Source organism: Prevotella aurantiaca (genome assembly GCF_015262605.1).
GTDB classification, from domain to species: Bacteria; Bacteroidota; Bacteroidia; order Bacteroidales; family Bacteroidaceae; genus Prevotella; species Prevotella aurantiaca.
Genome location: NZ_JABZSJ010000003.1, coordinates 51877 through 76172 on the forward strand (window position 1 = coordinate 51877; position 24296 = coordinate 76172).

17 protein-coding genes and 1 pseudogene are annotated in these 24296 nt (G+C 34.5%); 8 read left to right on the forward strand and 10 right to left on the reverse strand.

Annotated features, from left to right (window positions below):
* Nucleotides 1-34: 34 nt before the first annotated feature.
* The 4 genes from atpC to HXN26_RS01575 all read right to left on the reverse strand — a co-directional run bounded on the left by atpC (nucleotide 35) and on the right by HXN26_RS01575 (nucleotide 5102).
* The gene (gene atpC, locus HXN26_RS01560) at nucleotides 35-274 is read right to left on the reverse strand and encodes an ATP synthase F1 subunit epsilon (RefSeq protein ID WP_025001125.1); all 240 of its coding nucleotides are present in this window, start codon (nucleotides 272-274) and stop codon (nucleotides 35-37) included.
* A gap of 27 nt (nucleotides 275-301) precedes the next feature.
* Entirely contained in the window at nucleotides 302-1828 is a 1527-nt protein-coding gene (gene atpD / locus HXN26_RS01565) for a F0F1 ATP synthase subunit beta (protein ID WP_025001124.1), read from the reverse strand.
* Nucleotides 1829-2626: 798 nt separating this feature from the next.
* The gene (locus HXN26_RS01570) at nucleotides 2627-3619 is read right to left on the reverse strand and encodes a glycosyltransferase family 2 protein (protein ID WP_273158308.1); all 993 of its coding nucleotides are present in this window, start codon (nucleotides 3617-3619) and stop codon (nucleotides 2627-2629) included.
* Nucleotides 3606-5102, reverse strand: coding sequence for an oligosaccharide flippase family protein (locus HXN26_RS01575; protein ID WP_025001122.1), 1497 nt, complete (start codon nucleotides 5100-5102; stop codon nucleotides 3606-3608). Before HXN26_RS01575 ends, HXN26_RS01570 begins: the two co-directional genes overlap by 14 nt.
* A 53-nt stretch (nucleotides 5103-5155) precedes the next feature.
* Here HXN26_RS01575 and HXN26_RS01580 point away from each other — a divergent pair, with 53 nt between their 5' ends.
* The 3 genes from HXN26_RS01580 to HXN26_RS01590 are packed head-to-tail and all read left to right on the forward strand — an operon-like array spanning nucleotide 5156 to nucleotide 8103.
* Nucleotides 5156-6049, forward strand: a complete 894-nt coding sequence (locus tag HXN26_RS01580; protein ID WP_025001121.1) for a glycosyltransferase family 2 protein — start codon at nucleotides 5156-5158, stop codon at nucleotides 6047-6049.
* Nucleotides 6001-6981, forward strand: coding sequence for a glycosyltransferase family 2 protein (locus HXN26_RS01585; RefSeq protein ID WP_273158309.1), 981 nt, complete (start codon nucleotides 6001-6003; stop codon nucleotides 6979-6981). Before HXN26_RS01580 ends, HXN26_RS01585 begins: the two co-directional genes overlap by 49 nt.
* Nucleotides 6982-6999: 18 nt before the next feature.
* Complete coding sequence (locus HXN26_RS01590; RefSeq protein ID WP_273158310.1) at nucleotides 7000-8103, forward strand: glycosyltransferase family protein; 1104 nt, start codon at nucleotides 7000-7002, stop codon at nucleotides 8101-8103.
* 502 nt (nucleotides 8104-8605) lie between these two features.
* Here HXN26_RS01590 and HXN26_RS01595 read toward each other — a convergent pair.
* The 3 genes from HXN26_RS01595 to HXN26_RS01605 all read right to left on the reverse strand — a co-directional run bounded on the left by HXN26_RS01595 (nucleotide 8606) and on the right by HXN26_RS01605 (nucleotide 14267).
* Nucleotides 8606-8899 carry a hypothetical protein gene (locus tag HXN26_RS01595; RefSeq protein ID WP_025001119.1) on the reverse strand — a complete coding sequence of 98 codons (294 nt, stop codon included), beginning with the start codon at nucleotides 8897-8899 and terminating at the stop codon, nucleotides 8606-8608.
* Nucleotides 8900-8988: 89 nt separating this feature from the next.
* Nucleotides 8989-11790, reverse strand: a complete 2802-nt coding sequence (locus tag HXN26_RS01600) for an outer membrane beta-barrel protein (protein WP_273158311.1) — start codon at nucleotides 11788-11790, stop codon at nucleotides 8989-8991.
* 281 nt (nucleotides 11791-12071) lie between these two features.
* A complete protein-coding gene (locus HXN26_RS01605) occupies nucleotides 12072-14267 on the reverse strand; it encodes a S9 family peptidase (protein ID WP_273158312.1) in 2196 nt (731 codons plus the stop codon).
* Between the two features lie 60 nt (nucleotides 14268-14327).
* Between HXN26_RS01605 and mnmL the strand changes: the two genes are divergently transcribed.
* A complete protein-coding gene (gene mnmL / locus HXN26_RS01610; RefSeq protein WP_273158313.1) occupies nucleotides 14328-15245 on the forward strand; it encodes a tRNA modification radical SAM protein MnmL/YtqA in 918 nt (305 codons plus the stop codon).
* A gap of 347 nt (nucleotides 15246-15592) precedes the next feature.
* On the opposite strand, the gene uvrA is transcribed toward mnmL, so the two are convergent.
* Both uvrA and HXN26_RS01620 read right to left on the reverse strand, forming a co-directional pair.
* Nucleotides 15593-18433, reverse strand: a complete 2841-nt coding sequence (gene uvrA, locus HXN26_RS01615; RefSeq protein WP_273158314.1) for an excinuclease ABC subunit UvrA — start codon at nucleotides 18431-18433, stop codon at nucleotides 15593-15595.
* Between the two features lie 33 nt (nucleotides 18434-18466).
* Nucleotides 18467-19162, reverse strand: a complete 696-nt coding sequence (locus HXN26_RS01620; protein ID WP_025001170.1) for a T9SS C-terminal target domain-containing protein — start codon at nucleotides 19160-19162, stop codon at nucleotides 18467-18469.
* Between the two features lie 103 nt (nucleotides 19163-19265).
* On the opposite strand from HXN26_RS01620, the gene HXN26_RS01625 reads away from it, so the two are divergent.
* The 4 genes from HXN26_RS01625 (at nucleotide 19266) to HXN26_RS01640 (ending at nucleotide 23898) form a co-directional block, all read left to right on the forward strand.
* The gene (locus tag HXN26_RS01625; RefSeq protein WP_025001169.1) at nucleotides 19266-20639 is read left to right on the forward strand and encodes an amino acid ABC transporter substrate-binding protein; all 1374 of its coding nucleotides are present in this window, start codon (nucleotides 19266-19268) and stop codon (nucleotides 20637-20639) included.
* A 42-nt stretch (nucleotides 20640-20681) separates the two neighbouring features.
* Nucleotides 20682-21440 carry a porin family protein gene (locus tag HXN26_RS01630; RefSeq protein ID WP_273158315.1) on the forward strand — a complete coding sequence of 253 codons (759 nt, stop codon included), beginning with the start codon at nucleotides 20682-20684 and terminating at the stop codon, nucleotides 21438-21440.
* 23 nt (nucleotides 21441-21463) lie between these two features.
* A complete protein-coding gene (locus HXN26_RS01635) occupies nucleotides 21464-22993 on the forward strand; it encodes a peptide MFS transporter (protein WP_273158316.1) in 1530 nt (509 codons plus the stop codon).
* 515 nt (nucleotides 22994-23508) lie between these two features.
* A complete protein-coding gene (locus tag HXN26_RS01640; RefSeq protein ID WP_025001166.1) occupies nucleotides 23509-23898 on the forward strand; it encodes a DUF1573 domain-containing protein in 390 nt (129 codons plus the stop codon).
* A gap of 79 nt (nucleotides 23899-23977) precedes the next feature.
* Here HXN26_RS01640 and HXN26_RS01645 read toward each other — a convergent pair.
* Nucleotides 23978-24256: pseudogene (locus HXN26_RS01645) on the reverse strand (cupin domain-containing protein); the annotation flags it as partial.
* Between the last annotated feature and the right edge of the window lie 40 nt (nucleotides 24257-24296).

The following is a 24296-nucleotide window of genomic DNA, read 5'->3' on the forward strand; positions in this document are numbered from 1 at the left end:
AAAGATGTTGTTAAGCTATAAGTCTTACTCTGAGTTATATTTCAACACAGAGACTTACTTCATTTCTTTTTACTTCCACAAAACCACCTCTCACCATTATCGTCTTTTTTTCAGAATCAATGGTATAAACAACTCGTCCTTCTACTAATGTAGAAATAATAGGTGCGTGGTTTTTCAGAATTTCAAATTCTCCCAATTCACCTGGTACGAGTACATTTTCCACCTCTCCTTTAAATAGGATTTTCTCTGGTGATACAATTGTTAGAACTAACATTCGCAACCTTATTTATTTGTTACATAATTAGCCCTGAGCAGCTGCAAGTAGTTTCTTAGCCTTTTCCTTTGCGTCTTCTATAGTACCAACGTTAAGGAAAGCCTGTTCAGGGAGGTCATCAACCTCACCATTCAAGATAGCGTTAAATCCCTTAATAGTATCTTCAATTGGTACCATCACACCAGGAATGCCAGTAAACTGTTCTGCCACTGTAAATGGTTGAGACAAGAAGCGTTGTACACGACGTGCACGGTTTACCACCAATTTATCTTCGTCAGACAACTCGTCCATACCCAAGATGGCAATAATATCTTGCAATTCGTTATAATGTTGCAACAACTGCTTTACACGTTGTGCACATTCATAATGTTCTTTTCCAACTACTAATGGATCCAGAATACGTGAAGTACTTCCTAATGGATCTACAGCAGGATAAATACCAAGCTCTGTAATCTTACGACTCAACTCAGTTGTTGCATCCAAATGAGTAAATGTTGTAGCTGGAGCAGGGTCAGTTAAGTCATCTGCAGGAACATAAACAGCCTGAACTGATGTAATAGAACCTTTTTTAGTAGAAGTAATACGTTCTTGCATTGCACCCATTTCACTTGCAAGTGTAGGCTGATAACCTACCGCAGATGGCATACGTCCCAAGAGTGCTGACACTTCAGAACCAGCCTGTGTAAAACGGAAAATATTATCAATAAAGAACATGATATCAGCAGCTTCGCCATCCTTGCCTCCATGATCGCGGAATTCCTCCGCTACAGTAAGACCAGAAAGTGCTACTGATGCACGAGCACCAGGAGGTTCATTCATCTGTCCATAAACAAGTGTAGCTTGTGATTTCTTAAGCTCTTCTTTATCAATAAGCGAAAGATCCCATTTACCTTCGTCCATTGCCTTACGGAATTTTTCACCATAACGTATAACGCCAGACTCAAGCATATCTCGTATCAAATCGTTTCCTTCACGAGTACGTTCTCCCACGCCTGCAAATACAGAATAGCCATTATGGCCTTTTGCAATATTGTTGATAAGTTCCATAATTAGCACGGTCTTGCCTACACCAGCACCACCAAAAAGTCCGATCTTACCACCTTTCATATAAGGTTCAAGCAAGTCGATAACCTTGATACCAGTTGCTAACATTTCCTTCTGTGTAGACAATTCATCAAATTTTGGTGCATCGCGGTGAATTGGATATGCTCCTTCCATATTAAGAGCTTCCATACCATCGATAGGTTTACCTATCACATTCATCATACGACCTTTAATTTGCTCACCTGCTGGCATTACTATAGGACTTCCAGTTGTTTCAACTTCTAAATCACGTTGCAAACCTTCGGTATTGTCCATAGCGACACATCTCACCGTATCCTCACCAATGTGCTGTTGCACCTCAATGATTAAATCTTCTCCATTAGGTCTCTTTACACGAAGAGCATCGTAAATCTTTGGGAGCACCTTTTCGGGATCTTCTCCTTTAACATCAAAGTAGACGTCAATTACTGGTCCAATAATTTGGGAAATACGTCCATTTATCTGTGACATACGCTTTGTTTTTATTATTTTTTATGCTTTAATTTTCTGTTAGTAACATTATTCATCATGGTTCACACTTGTATTAAGCATATCCAAGATTTTAATAATTTCTTATCGAATGACTTATAGAAGTAAATAGTTTCTAAAACTATTGTAAATCCAGTATGTATCACAATTATAACATCAACGCCCTCACTTAATCAACATTACTTATGATTTAAAGCGCATATTGTCAAAACCATTATCATACTTTAATTCGCTTTGTATAAATCGTAGTATTTAAATTTGGCACAAAGTTAATAAAACTTTCTATAATACAAAGAGACTTCTTGAATTATTTTTCAGAAAGATTAAATATAGGGTTAATTTCGTAAAAACAATTCTATTTAAAAGCTAAAAATATGGTTTTACATAGCAATGCAGTTCATCTTACTAGTAAAACTTGCAAATATTTAATTCAAAATTAACATTCTGTCAACTACGGATTAGATTTTGATTATCTAAAATCTATTTATATGAAAATGTTCATAGTCATATCATAGAATTATCCACAGGGATCAACCTTCCAAATTCTATTCTTTTATATAACCTTTCAAAAGAAATAGCTATTCATTCGGAATTAGTAATTACATTTCCTCAAAATTATAATTATAAATTTTAAAATTGTAATTATAAATTTTTATTTTGTAATTATGAATTTTCAAACTATATTCTTAGAGCAAAACTAACACAATAATATCTTGATGCTGTATATCAAAAGCAAAATAGTCCATGCTGAAAATACAGCCTTACAAAAGGTAATAGGATCTACAATTCCTCTTTATTTCTACCGAGCAATGCACGTAAAAAGAAATAGGATTCCTCTTGTAAACGAAAAATAATCCAAGACTTTTGAAAAGGTATATATCCAAATTTTCTTTTCAAAAAGCAGGGTAAGCGGTCTTGTTCTATACTTTGCCAACTACTTTTTATAATTTCTAACCCTTGTTTTCGAGATAATTTGTCGAGTTCTTTACGATGTAAGAAATAGAACATATAAAGACCTACTACATTCCGCCATCGCACATCTTCATATATATCAAGTATATTGCTCGAAACATTCAATGCCTCCAATTGCTGTTTCATACTTTTATTTGCCAATAAATAGTCGAAACGACGCAAGCTTACTTTGTGCGTTACCGAACCTAAGTGTTGTCTATAATAATAGATACCTTCACAAGTGCGAATTTCCTGCGATTTTAGATAATGTAAACGTGTTACATTTTCATCGCTATATGCAATGGCAGATTCGTCGTAAGGGAAACAAAGATGAAGTTCTTTTTTAACAGCATAAATACCATGAATATTCCACGTTAAACTTTCTTTGAATGCCGTAAAACCATCTAAAGTTTCAAAAGTAGGCATAGAGAAAACTACTTCTTTCTCACCATAAACGCTTTTTACTTGGAAAAGAACAGTATCAGTTGATGAATAGTTAGTAAAAACATCGTGAACCTTTTCACAAGCATCTTCCGACAACCAATCATCGCTATCAACAAATGCAATAAAATCACCAGTAGAAATACGCAATCCGGTATTTCTAGCCTTAGCTATTCCTGCATTTTCGTGCAAATGAACAACCTTTACCCTATTATCTTTGACAGCATACTCTTTAAGAATGCTTAAAGAGGAATCTGTTGAAGCATCATCAACACATATTATCTCTATATCTTGAAAAGTTTGAGAAACTAATGAATTCAAACATTGGCGTAAATACTGCTCTGCATTATATACAGCTACTAAGATACTAATCTTCACCATGTCTATTCAAATATTTTAGTACTTTTGAGGTGAGTTTATTCCATAGATTAGTTTTCGTTTTCAAGATACTAATTGATGTAGCAGCACTTATCATTGCCAATAGTAATCCTACACCCCAGTAAATCAACTGACTAGACTGCAACGTTACAATATAGGTTAAAAATCCTATAGGTATCTGTATAGCAGAATAGAGAAATACGCTTGAAGAAACTTTATAGCCATATTTCCAACGTGAATAAACAAAAACCAATACTGCATCTAAGAAGCCAGCAATAGTTATTGCCCACCCTGCTCCAAGCAAACCAAGACGATCGAAGTTCAATATTACCGCAACCACTAAAACTATGTCGTAAACGCTCTCTAAAAACAAATAAGAAATAGAATCACCTTTTGCCAAAGGTATATATTGCACAGGCAACTTCACAGCTCTAAAATACATTGCAAGCATTATGGCTTGCATCATACCCAATGCGGGCATGAATTTTCCTGTATATAATATAGGTAGCAATATCGGAAGAAATAAAGCAAAAAGCACTAATAACGGAGAAACCAACAATAACATAACTTCTATCTGTCTATTCACAGTTTGGTTAAAAGTAAATTGATATTGGTTAGCACTCGAAAGGCGAGGAAAAAAATCTGTTTCCATTGCCGCGAATACCATACCAACATAGGTCATTGTCATCATATAACCAGCATTAAATAAACCTACGGTATCAATGCTTGACACATTATTTATATAACTACGAATCAGAAAGTCTGCACCAGATCCCAAAACACCAGCAATAACAAACGCTATTCCAAGTCGTATCATTCCAATTCCTTTACGCATAGGTTTCCAACGATTCATTAATCGCAAAGGATAAATATGATACGAATAGGATATTGTGAGTATAAACTGAATTAGTGCCATGATTACCAATGATGGAACAATGGCTTTTTCGCGAAATAAATAGTACAACGGCACCGAAGAAATCAAAGCTCCTAATACATTGAAAATAGAAATCATTGCTAGTTTCCGTAATTCTCGGAGTCCTTTTAATATTGCAAGTTCTCCTCCAAACAAGGCCATTAAAGCCACAATAGGAGATAAAAGAATAAAGTGTAATCTGTGTCCGTCCCAAGAAAAAGTAAATTTACTTAATAGCGGACTTAAGACAATGCAAAAAAACATTCCTAACAATCCAGCCAATAAACTCCAGGAACGTACTAACTTTACAGTTTCCGCCAACTTTTCTTCTTCGTTTTTTTCAAAGTTTTCTGATATACTCTTAACCGCACTGATAGATATTCCAAAGTTAGTTGAGTCGCTCATCAACTTTAAAGTTGAGTTAAACAGAGAAATAAGTCCCATTCCATCAGGACCTAAAATCATTGCAACCAACTTATTTCGTACAATACCGACCAATATATTCAGCCCCTGAACTCCACCAAAGAGTCCAGTATATCGCAGAATATGGCTGTAACTGTCTGTTTTTTTCATCAATATTTAAACGTAATTTAAAAGTTTTTATTATTTTTGCAACAAGGAATTTTATGGAATTAAGTGTTATCATACCTGTTTACAATGTTGAGAAAACACTTCATCGGTGTGTCGAAAGTGTCCTCAAACAATCATTTCAAAACTTTGAAATGATTTTGGTTGATGATGGTTCTAAAGATAATTCTGCAATAATGGTAGACGAGATTGCCTTGACAGATAATAGAATAAGTGTTATACATCAAAGCAATCAAGGACTTTCAGCAGCCAGGAATACAGGTATAAAGGCTGCAACAGGAAGATACATCACATTTATTGACTCCGACGATTTTATAGCACAAGACACATTTAAAGGTATTATGGAGTTGTTAAATACCCACCCTGAATACGATATTCTTGAATTTTCGGTTATTGAAAAGTATGGATCAACAGCACAACACTCATTAATCTTAAAAGATTGTGTCTATCATAATAAGCAAGAATATTGGTTGAAAGGACAAGCATATCGTCATACTTACGCATGGAATAAGATCTATCGACGTGAACTATTTGAAAATATTGAATTTCCAAAAGGAAAGAATTTTGAAGATGCGCATACTCTTCCGAAATTAGTAAATGCAGCAAAAACCATTGCAACAACAAGTTTAGGGACATATTATTACTGTTGGAATAATGCAGGAATTACTGCTAATGCCAATGGACAAGACCTAACAAGTCTTTTAGAAGCTCATTTGGCTTATATTATGAACAACAAGAAGATTGATGCCAACTATTACACACATGTTTTAAACATTCAGTTAGATGTTTACGAAGCTACTAAAGCGATGCCATTACTTCCGATTTTTCCGTTCTATGGCAATTTAAAACTAACATTACTTCATCTTTTAGGAATAAAATACTTATGCAAACTCAACACTTTTCTTCACAAAGTGATAAAGCTCAACCGCTAATTAGCTTTATTATCACTTATTATAATGAGCCTATTGATATGCTAAAGAAGTGTATTGGCAGTCTCCTTATGCTCACACTTAATGCAGAAGAACGTGAAATTATTGTCATAGATGATGGTTCTGACATTTCTCCACTCAACTTACTTACTGAGGTTGCTGACCAAATAATATATATTCGTCAACCCAATCAAGGACTTAGTGAAGCAAGAAATACAGGAATAGCAATGTCAAAAGGACAATATCTGCAATTTATTGATGCAGACGATTTCCTTATATCAAATAACTATGATAAATGTTTAGACTTTATTAGGTTTAAAGATGCTGAAATTGTCCTTTTTGATTTTGCAACTAAAGAAGACACAAGTACGCAACTTGCTAATGATGAAGTAGTTTCTGGTACAGAATACATGCATAATAATAACCTTCGGGCATCTGCATGTGGGTATATTTTCAAGAAAAATCTGTTGGTAAACTTACGCTTTACAAAGGGAATACTACACGAAGATGAAGAATTTACACCCCAGCTTATTATTCGTGCCGATAGAGTTTACAATACAAAAATACAAGCTTACTTCTACCGAAAACGTACGAACTCTATTACACACAACAAGGATAAACGTTGGAAATTAAAGCGTTTACAAGATACTGAACTTGTAATAAAGAGTTTGCAAGATAAAGCTGACCTTATGCCTGCTAAAGATAGAGTGGCGATGTTGCGCCGTGTAGCACAATTAACAATGGATTATATTTACAATATCATAATCTTAACACGCGATGAACAATATCTTAACCATGTTCTTTTACGCCTCGAAAAGCGTGGACTCTTCCCATTGCCTAAAAAAAATTACACTCGAAAATACAAACTCTTTTCTATAATGATAAACTCGAAGGTAGGACGAAAGCTTCTCATTCATACTCTTCCACGTCAGTAAAAGTAGCATCATAGTAAAATGAAAATACTATTGATTGGAGAATATAGTAACGTACACAACACGTTGAAAGCGGGTTTGGAGCGTTTAGGACACAATGTTATTGTGGCTTCAAATGGGGATTACTGGAAAGCATATCCCCGCGATATCAATCTTGCCCGTCCTTCTGGTCGATTTGCAGGACTTCGTCTTATTCTTCATTTACTTGTTAATCTTCACAAACTACGCGGTTATGACATCGTACAAATTATCAATCCTGTCTTCATAGACTTAAAAGCAAAGCGTATTCAGTATATATACAACTACTTAAGGCGCCATAACAAGAAAATCGTAATGGGAGCTTTCGGTATGGACTACTATTGGGCACATGTCAATAGTACTACCATGCCATTACGATATAGTGACTTTAATATAGGAAAGAATTTAAGAACAAATAAAGACGCTATTATAGAAAAACGTGATTGGTTAGGCACTGATAAAGAACTATTAAACAAAACAATTGCTAAGGATTGTGACGGAATTATTGCAGGACTATACGAATATCAAGTTTGTTACCAACCATTCTTTCCAGACAAAACTAAATTTATTCCCTTCCCTATTATTACCGAAGGAAAGAAAACACAAGTAGAAAGAAAAGGTGGAATGCTTAAATTGTTTATAGGTATAAGTAAGAATCGTTCAGAATATAAAGGAACAGATATTATGCTTCGAGCTGCAGAAGCGGTAAAGGCAAAATATCCCGAACGATTAGACTTGCGCATTGCTGAAGGGATTCCATTCGACCAATATGTAAAACTAATGGATGGTTCTGACGCAATACTTGACCAACTTTATAGTTATACTCCCTCTATGAATCCATTAGAAGCGATGAGCAGAGGTATTATTTGTATTGGAGGAGGCGAACCTGAGAATTATGAAATCTTAAATGAAACACAGCTGCACCCTATTATCAATGTTCAACCTACTTACGAAAGTTGTTACGAACAGATAAAACAATTAGTGCTCCATCCCGAACGCATACAAAAGCTTCAACAAGAAAGTATTGATTATATCCGAAAACACCACGACCACATAAAGGTGGCTAAACAATATGAATCATTCTACAAGGCTATCCTTACAAAATAAAATATATTTGGATACCATCATTCAAAAACTTCTCGCTTTTACTCTTTTACTTGTTATAAAATCTTAAATTTACAATAATTACGCACAATAGTGTTAATTTTTTAGCGTGAAACTATAACAAGAAGGCTGTTTTTGAGAACTATATCATATTTATTTGCAAATATTAGACCCATTTGTGTGCAATTTCAACTATTTAGTTACTAGATATTTACAAAACTGCACAACAGATTTGTGTAATAAAATAGCAAACCATTAACAACAAAATGAATAATAAAAGTAACGTTTAGAACTAAAAATACTTTATAAAAACATAGATTTCTTATTACAAAAGTATTTTTTTACCTTATAAAAGCTATAATTTTATATTAAAACTGATAGATTTTAAAGTCAAAAATTATTTTCTTTAAAATATATCAGTATTTTTATTGTTTCACGATTCTATTTCGATTATTCAAATCAACATTTTTAATTAAACAATTATATACTCTTTTTAACCTTTTAATTATGACCAAAACTCTCTATTTCCAATATCTTCCATTTTCCCTTTGCACTGTGGACAAAAGTGCCCATCCCATTTAATAATATTCTCTGATCCACAATTCAAACATAGTCTACCTATCAGAGTACGGAATGAAGGTGCTGCATCACCAATTACTCCTCCTACTACTAATGGTTGTATAGAATTGCAGTCACAGCACATTACCATCTCGATAGTTTGTCCCATAAAGCCTTTTCCTTCGTATATATCAGCTTCATAGCTACAGGTTGTACATTTGTATTTCCGTATAAATCCCATTTTGTCAATAAAATTGTTAATAACACAAAGTTATACAAAAAGAAGGATTGCATAAATATCATGCACAATCCTTATAATTAACGAACGTATTATTTTTTCTTTGGATTAATGCTGAACTTCCATGCAAGAGAAAGCATTAAATATCGCGGTATGCTGTTGTTCCAAGACTCTGTACGTCCTTGCGAATTAATTACGTAGCGGATGTTTGATAGCTGTTGCAGCAGGTCGAAACCTTGTAGTTTAGCGGTAAGATGTCCTTTTAAGAAGGTACGTGCCAACTGAATATTCCAAATCCAATCTGTGGTATTCATTTCAGATTGCTGATAACCTCGCCTTGCAAACATCGTCATATCGGTAGTTAATTGTAATTCCCAAGGCAATACTATCTGTGCATTTAGACCAATATTATAGTCTGATGCATTGATATTTTCAAAACCAACACGTTTACTACGTATAAGATAGTAGTTTAGACCTGTATTAAATGTGAATTCATAGTCATCGTTTAAGCGATAATTCACTTTTAATTCATCACCAAACTTCCAGTTATCTACAATACTACGCTGACTTGCAGTGCTCCCAGCTATGGAAGCCATATCAACACAGTGGTTATAATTGGTAGATAAATCATTGCTGAATAAGATTCTGTTTGCTTTATCTAATGTACGCTTAAACTCTACCTCAAACTTTGTTTTCCAATTACCTTTTACACTGGTAGGATATATTGTTGATACTCCAGTATTATTATCAAAGATAAGCGCATAGGCTACCTGGTTGTCTGTTCGGTGATAATTAGCTGATAAACTAATTGTCTGTTCCTTTTCTCCATTAAAGGTAATATTAGCATCTACATCATAATAATGCAGGTTGCGTAAGTCTTTATTACCCAATCGAATGTTCAGAGGGTCGCTGTCGTTGCGATAATCTGCTGTGGCAAGTAAAGTTGGAAAGTCTGATTTCATACCTGCAGTAAAATCCCATGATACGTCTTCTCCCCAATGACTTAACTGTATATTCGGTTCAAAAAATAGTTTACGGCGAGAAAAACGTTGCTCGCTGACACCATAATAATGGAAGTCAGCATTTAATAAACGCAGTGGAAGGTTTACTGTAAGTTCACCATCAAATAATTTCTTACAGAACTTGAAATAACGTAAATTAAAACTATGTTCGTTTCGATACTCATTAAAACGATAACTATTGTTATTATCCAATACGGAAAGCAAAACATTTGAAGTAGAAGGCAATACATTAAACTGATTAATATCTCTTCCTGCAATCCAGTCAAGACGGTAAAGCAAATTACTTGCCTTGTTATATGTGTAAGTATAAGAATATTCTGGAATTAAAGTTGTTTCACGTATTTTAAAATCGTAGCCCATACCAGCAGATAGCTTCAACTTCTGATTGGGCATATCAAAGTAATTGTTACGATAGTCGTTGGGCTGACCTCCCTGCAAATATTGAACGTTGTTCAACATAAATTGCTTTTGCTTATTACGATTGTAACTTACAGAAAAGTCTCCTCGTATCAAGTCTGTAATGTACTTAACATAATTGTGGGTCGAGAAGTCAAAGTTGAAATCGCTTGACTCGAAACTGTTTCTCGATAGTAAAGTATTCAGCTTTGTTGTTTCATTTGCAGTGGTGCTATTCGTACTTCCAAGTCCATTATTGCGCAGATAGGAAATACTAAAAGAGTTAGATGTAGAGTAATTAGTCTTATCAATAGAAAGACGGTTTATGCTTTCCCACTTATCCGAACTATTCAGTTGTTTGCTATGATTGTGTAAGAATGAGTTTCCTTCAGGCAAATAAGTCTGCGTATGTGTAATAGACTCGTTGTCTGTACTGATATGTTGCCAAGTATTTCCAGTTGAAACCCACGATCTTTCATTATTCAAGAAACGTACATACGATACACCTGCGTTCTTTACTGTAAGCAAACCGTTGCCCACATCTTGCAGTTCCCATTCTCCAGTGAGTTCGGCACGCTGATTATCGTTCAGATTATTGATATTGAAGAAGGCTCCCATACGTTCTTTATCAGAGAACTTCATACCGAAACCACGAAGTTTGTAACGCTTCTGTGTACCGCCACCAGCTTCCAAATCGCCCATATAGCCCGTTGCATATTCACGTTTCAATCTGACGTCCATCACGTAAGTATTATCGCCCATATTTTGTTGCATCAGCCTTGACTTTGTTCCCGCCTTGTTATATACCTTTATTTTATTCACCGTATAGGCAGGAAGGTTCTCTAAAGCCAACTTAGGATTACCTGCAAAGAATTCCTGCCCATTTACCAAAAGGCTCTGAATGAACCTTCCATTCACATAAATTCTTCCGTCTTTTTCCAACTTTGCACCTGGCAATCGAGCTATTAAGGCATCAAGCATATTGCCTTCAGCTAAGTTAAAGGCATCGGCATTGTAGACTATAGTGTCGCCTTTCATTACCATTTTTACTTTTGAAGCAACCACAGTAACTCCTTTCAGTTCGTGTTCTACAATCTTTGTCATACGTATTTGCTTCACCCCAATATAGTCTTCACGAGTGCTTCGCAATTCGCAATTCATATAACAAACGTCGTAGCCCTCTTTCTCAGCCTTAATAATGTACTTTCCTTTCGACGTTACAGCATCTTTAAATTCATAATAAGCCTTACTGTTACCAATATCGTAAGGCATCTCTTCTATTTGTGCCGTTATCGTATCAATAACAACACTATCGGCAGTCATTAAGGTTATTTTGGCTGTAACCCCCATGCCTGTGATGTTATCAACAACAGAACCTTCAACGGAATGTTTGTAATCACTCGCTTGAATTGGTAAAGTAAAAAGTAGTAATACTACAAAAAAACAACGAAAATACTTCTTAATATTGATCTCCATAATGGTAATGAATTTAGATTGTTAAAAGATTTAGGATACAGCTATAATAATTATTGCAAACTATCAACTATTTAACGCATTTTATTTATAATTACAAATTTACTTTATAGATTAGATACAAATGAAAGATATTTATCTTTTAACATTAGATTAACAAAAAACAATTCTCATAAAATTACTAATTTTCAACAATAAGATAGATAGTAGATAAAATAAAATTTACTAAAAAAGGATTGTACGAATATAATGTACAATCCTTTTAAATATTAGACTTTATAAGATTATTTTAAGTTCTGAACAAACCAATCTGTGATTTGTCTGAAAAGATGGTTACGTGTGTTACCACCAAAAATACTGTGATTACGATTTGTATAGAAGTTTTCTTTGAAATCTTTATCAGCTTGTACCAATGTTTCTGAATATTCGTAAGCATTTTGAATATGCACATTATCATCAGCAATACCATGACATATGAGCAATTTTGCATTCATTCTAGATGCACGTTCAATAGGATTTACAGCATATCCTTCAGGATTTTCTTGTGGTGTACGCATATAACGCTCTGTATAAACAGTATCATACCAACGCCAATTAGTTGGTGGAGCAACAGAAACACCAGCTTTAAAGGCATTGCGTCCTTCGCTTAAACTCATTAAAGTATTGAATCCACCAAAGCTCCAACCCCAAATTCCAATATTATTGGCATCAACATAAGGTTGTTTTGCCATCCAAAGAGCAGCCTCAACTTGATCTTTTGATTCTAAATCTCCTAACTTTAAATAAGTACATTTCTCAAAATCTGAACCACGTGCACCAGTTCCACGTCCATCAACGCATGCAACAATAAATCCTTGTTGTGTAAGATATGCCTCATAAATACCACCAGCTCCCATTGAGCCAAGTGCCCAACGGTCTACAACCTGCTGACTACCAGGACCACTGTATTGGAAGAAAATAACTGGATATTTTTTAGTAGGGTCGAAATTCTTAGGTTTTACTATCCAGCCGTTTAGTTGAACGCCTTCAGAAGTAGTAAACTTGAAGAAGTCACGAGTGGGCAAATCATATTTTGCCATATCGTTTATAAGTTTATCATTGTTAAGGACTTCCCGCACAACTTGTCCCTTATTATTGTAAATAGCGTATGAATAAGGTGTATTTCTATCGCTCCAATTATTTAAGAAATACTTATAATCGCCTGAAAATACAGCAGCGTTCCAACCATCCTTTGTTGTTAAGCACGTTACTTTTCCGTTCTTATCAGCTACATATACTTCACGTTGCATTGGAGTTTTTGCAGCAGCTTGGAAATAAGTCTTACCAGTTTTCTCGTCAAAGCCGTAGACCTCAATAACATCATACTTACCTTTCTCGATCTGACGAATGAATTTTCCATCAATTGTATAGAGGTATAAGTGCAAATAACCATCACGGTCGGAAGGGAAAAGAATGTAATCATTCATTACAAGAATACCTCCCATTGCTTCTTCTTTTACGTATTTGTTTGCATTTTCTTTGATTAACAAACTACACTCGCCCGTATTTGGATTTGCTTTATAAAGATTTAATTCATCTTGATGACGATTCATGGTGTAAATAACGATTCGATCAGCAAATCTTGTAGACTTTATACGTGGAATGTATCCATCAGCATCAAGTGGTAATTTATAAGTTAAGGTCTTACCAGACTCCAATAAATAAGCATGAACAGACACTTTAGAATTATCTTCTCCAGCCTTTGGATACTTATAAGAATAATCGCCAGGATAAACTTCGTACTTCTTAAATGTAGGTTTTGCGCCTTCAAACATTTGCAACGAATAAGTCTTTACTTTAGATTCATCGTAACGTATCCAGCTTAAAGTTTTACTATCAGCACCCCATGACAAAGCATTACTAAATCCAAATTCTTCTTCATTCACCCAATCAGGTAATCCGTTGATTATTTCATTGAACTTACCATCTGTAGTTATCTGCTTTTCAGTTGTTCCATCGGTGATAAAAATATTATTACTACGTACAAATGCTATATATTTTCCATTTGGAGAGAAGGTTGGAATTTGCTGAGGACCACCTTCAGACAGTTTTTTTAGAGACTTGGTCTTTACATTATATAGTAGGAAGTCTGCTGTAAAAGAACGACGGTAAATGCGTTTTGTGTCCGTTTGAATAAGAATAAACTGTCCGTCGTCAGAAATTTCATAACCCTCAATAGACTTTTGGTTAAAATCATGGTACTGGGTAAAATCAAAAAGCACGCCTATTTCTTTACCTGTAACAAAAGAATAGGTTACAATTTTTTTCCAATCTGCAGAAATTTGTGCATAGTCCGACATTCCCTTTAATGGATTTATGCCAGAAATAGTCTTCGCAGCGAAAGTGTTTTTTGTCATCTCTTCTAACTTAAGAGGTTCACCTGCAAACATATAAATAGACGTTGCTAATAACGCTGCACACATAAGAAGTACTTTTTTCATTGTATTTTAAATTGATTTTATGCAGCAAAAGTACAAAAAAAGAAGTAAATTTGCAAAACAATGGAACAATACTATTATGATTTTGGTACTTGGATAAGAAAGCAATTTCCTTTCCGAGTACAAAAGATTTCAATTGATGCAGGATTTACTTGTCCTAATCGGGACGGCAGAATAGGTGTTGGCGGTTGTATATTCTGCGATAATAAGAGTTTTAACCCATCTTATTGCTGCCATACAAAGAGCATAACAGAACAATTGGAGGATGGAAAACGTTTCTTTGCAAAGAAATATCCAGATATGAAATACTTGGCTTATTTCCAAGCATATACAAATACGTATAGTGCAGTTGATAAACTTAAATTGCTCTACGAAGAAGCTTTAAAAGTAAAAGATGTTGTTGGTATAGTAATTGGCACGCGCCCTGATTGTGTCAGCAACGAATTGATAGACTATTTGGAGGAATTGAACAAACAAACTTTCTTAATAGTGGAGTATGGCATTGAGAGTTGTAATGATGACACCTTAAAATATATAAATCGCGGCCACAATTTTGCTTGTACACGCATGGCAATAGAAAAAACTGCAGAGAAAAATATCTATGTGGGTGGACATGTTATAATGGGACTACCAGGAGAGGATGCTTCAGAAAGCTTGCGTCAAGCACCTATTATATCATCACTTCCGCTAACAATGCTCAAGATACATCAAATGCAGATTATAAAAGGTACAAGATTAGCAAAAATATTTAAAGAAAAACCTTTCCATTTGTATACTGTTGAAGAATACGTTGACCTTATTACCAAATATATCAGACTATTGAGAAATGATTTGGTGTTAGAAAGATTTGTTACCCAAAGTCCATCAGAATTGCTCATAGCACCCAAATGGGGACTGAAAAACTATGAGTTTACGAACTTATTGAATAATAAGTTGAAGGCTCTAAATTTGGCAAATCAAAAATCGGATAGAAAAGAATGATTTAGAAGATATAAGAGTAAATATTGATAGTTTCAAACCAATTGCGTAAAACTTATAGCAAGTTTATTTTCTATTTTAGCAAAATTCTAAAACTTCTAGCAAATGGTAAGATTTATCTATGTACGCATTTTCTGTTATAATTATATTCCAGAGAAAATATAATTACAAATTAAAAAAACATAATTACGTTTTTTAAATTCGTAATTACGTTTTTGATAGAAAATAATTATTTTCATTGAATGAGCGCTTACAGAATCCTCTGAAGCAAATATACATTAATATGTAAGTAGGAAAACTCCTCAAGTATATATCATATTTTTTAATATTGATTTGCGTTTAACCCAATATTAAGACTTGTTGCTTTCAAAAAACTTTCTGATAAATGGTGAAGTATAACTTTCTTGGTTCTTTGCAATTTCCTTTGGAATACCAGTAGCAACAACCTTTCCGCCACCACGTCCACCTTCTGGTCCCATATCAATTATATAATCAGCTTGTTTTATTACATCAAGGTTATGCTCAATTATAACAACAGTATTTCCACGATCAACAAGTTTCTGCAATACACCCATCAGAACACGAATGTCTTCAAAATGCAAACCAGTAGTAGGTTCATCAAGAATATAAAGAGTTTTACCTGTATCCCGCTTTGAAAGTTCTGTTGCCAATTTCACACGCTGACTCTCTCCGCCCGACAAGGTTGTAGAACTTTGTCCTAATTTAATATATCCTAAACCAACATCTTGTAAAGCTTTAATCTTCGGAAGAATAAGCGGAATATTTTCAAAGAACTCTACAGCCATATTAACTGTCATATCTAAGACGTCTGCAATAGATTTTCCTTTAAAGCGCACTTCAAGTGTTTCGCGATTATAACGCTTTCCGTGACACACTTCACATGGCACCATCACATCCGGTAAGAAGTTCATTTCTATTGAACGATAACCATTACCGCCACAACCTTCACATCGGCCACCTTTCACATTAAATGAGAAACGGCCAGGCTTATAACCACGTATTTTAGCTTCGGGAAGATTTACGAAAAGATTACGTATATCTGAGAATACACTTGTATAAGTCGCAGGGTTACTACGTGGAGTTCGGCCAATAGGACTTTGGTCTACATTCACAACCTTATCTACATTGTCTATTCCTTCTATTTTTGTATATTCCATAGGAACTTTCAAAGAACGATAAAAATGATGTGAAAGAATTGGTTGCAAAGTTTCATTTACCAATGTACTCTTACCAGAACCTGAAACTCCTGTTACAACTATCAGTTTACCAAGTGGGAATTCTACATCAACATCTTTCAAATTGTTTCCTTTACACCCATATAGCCATATAGATTTACCTATTCCTTTTCTATGATTTTCTGAAATTGGAATACTTTGTTCCCCATTAAGAAATTGCGCGGTAAGAGTGTGAGTTCTGAGCATTTGCTCGTATGTTCCTTGAAAAACTACTTCACCACCCTTTCTTCCTGCCTTTGGACCAATATCAACTATCCAATCTGCAGCACGCATCATATCTTCGTCATGCTCTACTACAATTACAGTATTACCAAGATCACGTAGTTCTTTCAATGACTTTATTAAGCGGTCATTATCTCGTTGATGCAAACCAATAGAAGGTTCATCAAGAATATAAAGAACATTTACAAGTTGAGAGCCAATCTGTGTTGCTAATCTTATACGCTGACTTTCTCCACCAGAAAGAGTTGCACTTTGACGATTAAGTGAAAGATAATCAAGTCCTACATCAAGCAAGAAATTTATACGTTTACGAATTTCTTTTAGTATCTCTTTAGCAATAAGTTGCTGCTTTTCGCTAATGTGCTGCTCAACATCCTCAACCCATACCTTAAGATCGGTTATATCCATAGCTGAAAGTTCAGCAATATTTTTATCCCATATACGATAAGATAGTGCTTCTCGATTAAGACGTTGCCCATTACATTCTGGACATTTTCGTTCAGCAATAAACTGGTCAGCCCATTTCTTTCCTGCTGCAGTTTCATCGTTTTCCATTACTGAGCGCAAATATTTTATAACACCATCAAAGGTTGAAAAATAATCAGAATTGGTATGTACAAGTTCTTTAGATATACGAACTTTATCTAAAGAGCCATAAAGAATTTCGTTGAGTACTTCCTTAGGTATATCCTTAATAGGGGTTTTTAATGTACATTCACTTTTTTCAAGAATAGCAGCAATCTGCCAGAAAATCATTTGATTCTTATATTTTCCTAAAGGAATAATAGCGCCGTCATGGATGCTTTGTGATGTATCTGATATAACTTTATTCAAATCTATCTCACTAATCTTACCCAATCCTTTACAATGTGGACATGCACCTTCTGGAGAATTAAACGAAAAGATATTCGGTGCTGGGTCTTTATAAGCAATTCCTGTAACAGGGTCCATCAATCGTTTAGAGAAATATTTAGCAGAGCCACTATCTTTATCAATTATCATAATAAGCGAATCTCCTTGTTTCATAGCAACTGACACTGTTTTTGCTAATCGTTCTTTAAAGGTTTCGTCATTAGCAGCACCAAGTTTGAGTCTATCAATTACTACTTCTATATTATGATTCTTATATCTATCAACCTTCATGCCGCGGGTAATTTCAAAAATTTCTCCATCAACACGAATATAAAGATAACCTTTACGACGCATCTGCTCAAATAATTCACGATAGTGGCCCTTACGATTGCGTACCAAAGGGGCAAGAACATAGATACCCTTATTAGCATAATCATGAAGAATCATTTCTACAACTCGTTCTTCTGTATATTTCACCATTGCTTCACCACTCATATATGAATATGCAGTTCCTGCACGAGCATATAGCAAACGAAGATAATCGTAAATTTCAGTAGTAGTTCCAACCGTTGAACGCGGATTCTTATTAGTTGTCTTTTGCTCGATAGAAATTACTGGCGACAATCCTGTTATTTTATCAACATCAGGTCGTTCCATACCTCCAAGAAAGTTGCGAGCATATGCTGAAAAGGTTTCGATATAACGCCTCTGTCCTTCTGCAAATATAGTATCAAACGCTAAAGAACTCTTTCCAGAGCCTGATAATCCTGTAAAAACAATCAATGCATTGCGAGGCATTGTTACATCTACATTCTTTAAATTATGCACGCGTGCTCCTAATACTTCTATCTTATCGTTCATAAATTAGTCTGTGTTAGTTCATTTACAGAACTGCTAAGGTTTCTGTGTTGTGGTTTCATTATATCCACGCAATAAATTAACATCTTTCTTTATATGAAAATTTCTGCCGTCTGCTCCTTTAGCCTTTACATTAACAAAGTAAACACCTTGAGCTACTGGCTTTCCATTAAAAGTTCCGTCCCACCCTTCGTTTGGGTCAGTCCATTCAAATAACTTTTGTCCCCAACGATTGAAGATAATTGCACGAAATTCCACGATACTCTTAAATCCTTTCTTTGCCTTATAAACATCATTTATACCATCACCATTTGGGGAAAAAGCATTGGGAAAATTTATTTCACTTTCACTAATTGAAACAGTTATAGGGTCATAAACATTAACTGTATCGCTACCTAATACTTCATACAAATAAATTTGAAAGGAACCCGCTGTTGTAAAAGTGTACTGAGTATTCGTTTCATAACGCACTAAAAACGCATTACGACGATTATTTTGCTCGAAAAAATGCCACTCAAAATGAGTTCCATCAGGATAATTTACTACAGGATTTGCTATAAAATCTACTATTAATGGCGCGGACCCTGAAAAACCTTGTGTTGAATTTATAGTTTCCGTACTTCCACCTTCTCCAATGTATGTGCCATATGGCTCACATGATTGGGAAAAGACATTAGTGGTAAAGAAAAACAATACCACTATCAAGGATATTTTATTGAAATATGACTTCATAATCTTCTTATTTCTGCAAAAATACAAAAATTCTATTGACAAAAAGCAAATAGTAAATACTTTTTGCTATCTTTGCAAAGTATTAAACTCAGAATTTCAAATTATGAAACAATATTATAAATACTTACTTTTATTTTTTGTTTTGGTTTTCGCTGTTCATGTTACTGCACAGACCAACACATGGAAAGACAGCCATAAGGTAAAGAAAAAGGAAACCATCTTCGGAATAGCTAAAGATTATGGTGTAAGTATACAAGACCTGATCGACCATAACCCTGAAATGAAACAAGAAGGATATGAACTCAAAAAAGGAAGTTGGATTCTTGTACCCTATGCAAAGGAAGATGATAAGAAATATACATCTAATACAGCAAATAATATTAATAAAAGACCAATAGTTACCAATGCATCTGTTACAAATACAGTTCGAATTGGTGTAATGCTACCTCTTCACAGAGAAGATGGTGATGGTTTAAGAATGGTAGAATATTATAGAGGTATCTTACTTGCACTTGAACAAATGAAGCAAGAAGGCATCAATACTGATGTTCATGCTTGGAATGTTCCTAAAGATGCGGATATCAAAACAACATTACTTGATAAAAATGCTTCTACCTTAGATATAATCTTTGGTCCTTTATATTCTAATCAAGTAAAACCATTAGGAGATTTTTGTCAGCAACACGGCATAAAGATGGTAATACCTTTCTCAATTGAAACAAAAGAAGTTTCCATCAATCCTAATATTTTCCAAGTCTATCAAGATAATAATCGTTTAACAAGCAAAGCTATAGCTTGCTTCTTTGAACGTTTCCAAAAGACACACCACCCTATCTTTATCAATTGCAACGATACTGAAAGTCAAGTTGGTGGGTTTACGAGTGGATTAAGAAAACAATTGGAACTTGCAAATATTCGTTACAACATAACAAATTTAAATACTCCACAAGCTGATTTTATAAAACAATTCAGCATTTCACAACCTAATGTGATTATTTTAAACTCAGAAAAAAGCCCATTTTTAAATAAGGTTTTTGAAAAATTAGACCAACTAAAAAAGGCCAATCCAAACATCTATATCTCAATATACGGATATAATGATTGGTTTATGTATCAAGACTATAACTTGCCTAATTACTTTAAATACGAAGTATACATCCCATCTACCTATTATTATAACAAGGCAGCAAAAAGAACTGAAGCTTTAGAAAAACAATATATCAACAAGTATGATGAGCCGATGAAGAATACATATATACCACGCTTTGCTATTGTAGGATATGACCAAGCACAATTCTTTATCAGAGGATTTAAAAATAAAGGTAAAAACTTCAAAGGCTTAAATACTGAAGTTAGCTATACTCCATTACAAACAAGATATAACTTTGAACGTGTTGGAAGTGGTGGATATATCAATAACCACTTCCAAGTGATACATTTCATGAGTAATAAGACTATGGAGAATCTAGTCTACTAATTTTTAAGACAGCTTCTTTTAGTATAACAGATCACTGAAATTATGCATAGAAAGATAATTTTTGCATTGTTAGTAACACTCCCACTTTGCGCATATGCGCAAGTAGGAGACTATCGAAATAACCTTTCTATAGGTTGCAATGTAGGTTATTCTCTTTCGAATGTTGGATTCAACCCAAAAGTTTCACAATCTATGCATGGTGGAATTAATGCTGGACTAAGTATAAAATATGTATGTGAGAAATATTTCAGTACTATTTGTTCTATTTATGGCGAGATAAACTATGCCTCAATGGGGTGGAAACAAAATATACGAACATCGAAAAATGAGCTAGTCACCAATACTAATGGAACTATAGAGGAGTATTCACGCGCTTTAAATTATCTACAAATACCTATTTTTGCACATTTGGCATGGGGAAGAGAACATAGTGGTTTTAATTTCTTTGTGCAGGCAGGTCCTCAAATTGGAATTTTGCTAAACGAATCAACAAAAAAGAATTATGAGACTCCTAACTTATCCAGAGATGGAACAGGAAGAAGCAACACCGTAATACAACAGGAATCTATGCCTGCTGATAATAAATTTGATTATGGTATTACAGCTGGCTTAGGTACAGAATGGACAATTTCGCGCGTTGGACATTTTCTTATAGAAGCACGTTATTACTATGGTTTAGGCAACGTATACAGAAATAGCAAAAAAGATTTCTTTGGAAAATCTAATAATAGTAATATAGTAGTAAAAGCGACATATTTATTTGATATAACAAAAAGTAAAAACAACAATAAAATTAATTAATAACAAATTTAAACTTTAAAATTATGTTTGAAGGACAACCTAAAAGTCTTTATGCATTGGCATTAGCCAACACTGGAGAACGATTTGGTTATTATACCATGATCGCAGTATTTGCCCTTTTCCTTAGAGGTAACTTTGGTCTTGAACCAGGAACTGCAGGAGCTATTTACAGTTCTTTCCTTGGATTAGTTTACTTCTTACCGCTCGTTGGTGGTATCTTAGCAGACAAATTCGGATATGGAAAGATGGTTACAACAGGTATCATGATTATGTTCGTTGGTTACCTTTGTTTAGCTATTCCATTGGGAACAGGAACTGTTGCATTCTCAAGTATGCTTGCAGCCCTACTTTTAATTTCGTTGGGTACAGGTCTATTCAAAGGTAACCTACAAGTAATGGTAGGTAATCTTTATGAAGCTGCAGGAATGGAGAGTAAACGCGATTCTGGTTTCTCAATTTTCTATATGGCTATCAATATTGGTGCATTGTTTGCTCCTACAGCAGCTGTAAAGATTCACGAATGGGGAGTAAATTCATTACAAATGGATTCTAACTCTGCTTACCACTTAGCTTTTGCAGTAGCATGTGTTTCATTAATTTTCTCAATCGCTATCTATTATATTTTCCGTCCAGGATTTAAGCATCTTGAGGGTAGCTCTAAGAAGAAAGATGAAAAGTCAGGTAACGTAGCTGAGGTAGAAGAACTTTCTCCATCAGAAACAAAAGAGCGTATTGTTGCACTTTGTCTTGTATTCGCCGTAGTAATTTTCTTCTGGATGGCATTCCACCAAAATGGTCTTACTCTGACATATTTCGCAGATGAGTTTATACAACCAACAGCAGAAGGTGCTCAGAGCATGGCATTCGATGTAATTAACCTCTTTATGGTTATTATTATAGTATATGCTGGATTTGCTTTCTTTGGTGCTAATACTGGAAAAACAAAAGGTATTTCAGCGCTTGTTATCCTGTGTGCATTGGCAGTAATTGGATATAAGTATAGTGCTCTTGAAGGCAGTGTAGCTGTTAGTGCTCCTATTTTCCAACAGTTTAACCCATTCTATGTAGTTGCTCTGACACCAGTTAGTATGGCTATTTTTGGTGCACTTGCTCGTAAAGGCAAAGAACCAACAGCTCCACGTAAAATTGCATATGGTATGTTGATTGCTGGTTGTGGTTTCTTAGTAATGTTAGTTGCATCTATGGGTCTGAACTCTCCAGATGAGCAGAAAGCTGCTACAGAAGCTGCGAAAACATTTGCATCTCCTAACTGGCTTATTGGTACTTACCTTGTTCTTACTTTTGGTGAGTTATTGCTCAGCCCTATGGGTATTTCATTCGTTTCAAAAGTTGCTCCTCCTAAATACAAAGGTGCAATGATGGGTGGATGGTTTGTTGCAACAGCCTTAGGTAACCTCCTTGTTAGTGTTGGTGGTTTCCTTTGGGGCGGTCTTCCATTGACATTAGTTTGGGGTGTATTCATCGTGCTTTGTATCCTTTCTGCTTTCTTCATGTTTGCAGTTATGGGTAAACTTGAAAAAGTAGCGAAATAAGGAATAAAACATTTTATTTAAAAGAGGATGTGTCAGAGGTTTCTAACTTGACACATCCTCTTTTCATTTCTTACACATCTTTAGCGTTCTATTTGTATATAAGCCATTATTAAAGCAACGAGACTGAAATATAATATTTATAATTACAAAAAATAAAAATGTAATTACATTTTCTGAATTTATAATTAAGTTTTTTCGTTTTGTAATTATAAATTTGCAGACTGCTTTCTTATATCATCCTACTCTTTTAAATAATAGATAAAAAGATTGAAGATAGAAAGGGAGAAATAGATATTGGATTAAATCAAACACATATAAAATGGTAACCAAAATTGTAAAAGAACTTGTCTAAACAAAGTTTATTAAACTACATATTTACTGATATAGATTCGCATTTTATTACCAATATACGTTAAGCGCCACGTTAAATCTGTTAATTTAGGTAAATTTACAAAGATAGAATAAACTTTATCGTTACTTTTGCATCTACAATATAAACCAAGAAGGAAATAGATATGAAAAAGTTTTTTATGGCAATATTGTTGATGTTCATTGGTATAACAATGGCATCTGCCCAAAATCAAGCAGAATTTAAGTTTGACCAAATAACAATTAATGTTGGCACTTTCCCAGAAAGCGCACCAGTTAAAAAGGCTGTCTACACCTTTACAAATGTAGGAAATGCTCCTTTGGTCATCAACGATGTTATCGTAAGCTGTGGATGTACTATTCCCAAATACGACAAGCGTCCAATTGCCCCTGGACAGAAGGGATCAATAGAAGTTACTTATAATGGTCAAGGTAAGTTCGAAGGACATTTCAAGAAGAGCATTACGATTGTATCTAACGCAAAAACTGAAAAAACGCGTTTATATATTGAAGGCGTAATGGAAAAAGGAAAATAAGAATAAAAATAGCAAATAAAGCGGGAAACCTAAGTAGAAGGTTTCCCGCTTTTATTTATAATAAACTTATATCGTTATTTTAGCCTAAGGTAGGTACAATAGCAAAATATACTACATCATGGTCTGTTTTATTCTCAAACCAGTGTTTATGACCTTCAGGGCAATAATGTGCCTGTCCTTCTCTTATAATCTCTACTACTCCATCATAATGAACTGTTAATTCTCCGCTAATAACATACATCACTTCAAAAGTTCCACTATGTTCATGTTCTCCACTTCGTGCACCTGGGCGTAGTGTTGAATACATAATTCTGGCGTTATCGTCAACATAGTTACGAGTATCTAGTCCACCCTTAAAATCCTAATATTCCTCTGATTCATAGTATATTATGCTATAA